This window comes from Mesorhizobium sp. IMUNJ 23232 (assembly GCF_044326205.1).
Taxonomy (GTDB): domain Bacteria; phylum Pseudomonadota; class Alphaproteobacteria; order Rhizobiales; family Rhizobiaceae; genus Kumtagia.
This window is the reverse complement of the sequence record NZ_JBIRCY010000163.1, coordinates 1-1,012: the sequence shown is the minus strand read 5'-3', so window position 1 is coordinate 1,012 and position 1,012 is coordinate 1. Positions and strand designations below refer to the sequence as shown.

Sequence of the window (1,012 nt, the reverse complement as noted above, 5' to 3'; positions counted from 1 at the left end):
AGGGAATCGCCGACGCCGCAAGCGGCAAACTGTGGTCGGGCTACGCCCTCCCGCCGTTCCCCGCTTGCCGGCCCAAGTGGCCTACTTTTGCGCCGCCCAACGGCCTGGTTTTGCGCCGCCATTGACACGGTGTTGAACCGTAAGGTGCGCGACGGGATTCTGGACAGTCCACACCGGCGAAACTGCGGGTGTATCTTTTCGATACTTCTGCATGAGGCAGTTGTCCTTTCACACTGACTAGAGCGTCGGGCGAGAAGAGTGAATCGCGGGTTTCGCAGGGATTGAAAGTCTGATTCCATGGCGGCAGGAGGTAGTTGCCATGGGAAAGCCGATTTCGTCGGACTTGCGGGAACGTATCGTGCGAGGGGTGGAAGCTGGCCAATCGCGCCGCGCCATGGCGGCTCGCTTCGAGGTTGCGCCCTCGACGGCGGTGCGTATTCAGGCGCGCTACACGGCGACCGGGTCGGTCGCGCCGGCCCGGCAGGGCCGTCCGGAAGGGTCAGGCAAACTTGGCCCTTATCGCGAGGCCATTACCGGCAAGGTGAGGGACAAGCCCGACATCACCATGCCGGACCTCGCCATCTGGCTGGAGGCGCAGCATGGTGTGAGCATCGATCCGTCGAACCTGTCGAAGTTCCTATGCCGGGAGGGCTTCACATATAAAAAAAACAGCTGCTGGCGTCGAAGAAAGAACGCAGTGACGTGAAGGCGGCGCGTCGCCAATGGCTGGATCGCCGCCAGCCGTTCATGCGCGCTCAGCCGTCCCGGCTTGTCTTCATCGATGAAATCAGCGTGAAGACCAACATGACGCCGTTGCGTGGACGCAGCCTTTGTGGCGAAAGGCTGCCGGCCGATGCTCCGTTCGGCAAATGGCAGACCCAGACGTTCATAGCGGGCTTGCGATGCGATGAACTCATCGCCCCCTGGGTCATCGAAGGGGCGATGGATGGCGCTGCTTTCGATGCCTATGTCGAGACCCAACTGGCGCCCTGCCTGAGACCCGGCGAGGTGG

At 62.3% G+C, this 1,012-nt stretch carries 2 protein-coding genes; both read left to right on the top strand.

Translation table 11 applies throughout. From position 1 onward, the window contains the following. Nucleotides 1-319 precede the first annotated feature (319 nt). Nucleotides 320-706, top strand: a complete 387-nt coding sequence (locus ACH196_RS38115) for a transposase (protein WP_396651990.1) — start codon at nt 320-322, stop codon at nt 704-706. Beyond that, nucleotides 703-1,012 (top strand): transposase (locus ACH196_RS38110; RefSeq protein WP_396651989.1); only part of this gene is annotated, 310 nt, incomplete at its 3' end. The genes ACH196_RS38115 and ACH196_RS38110, both read left to right, overlap by 4 nt.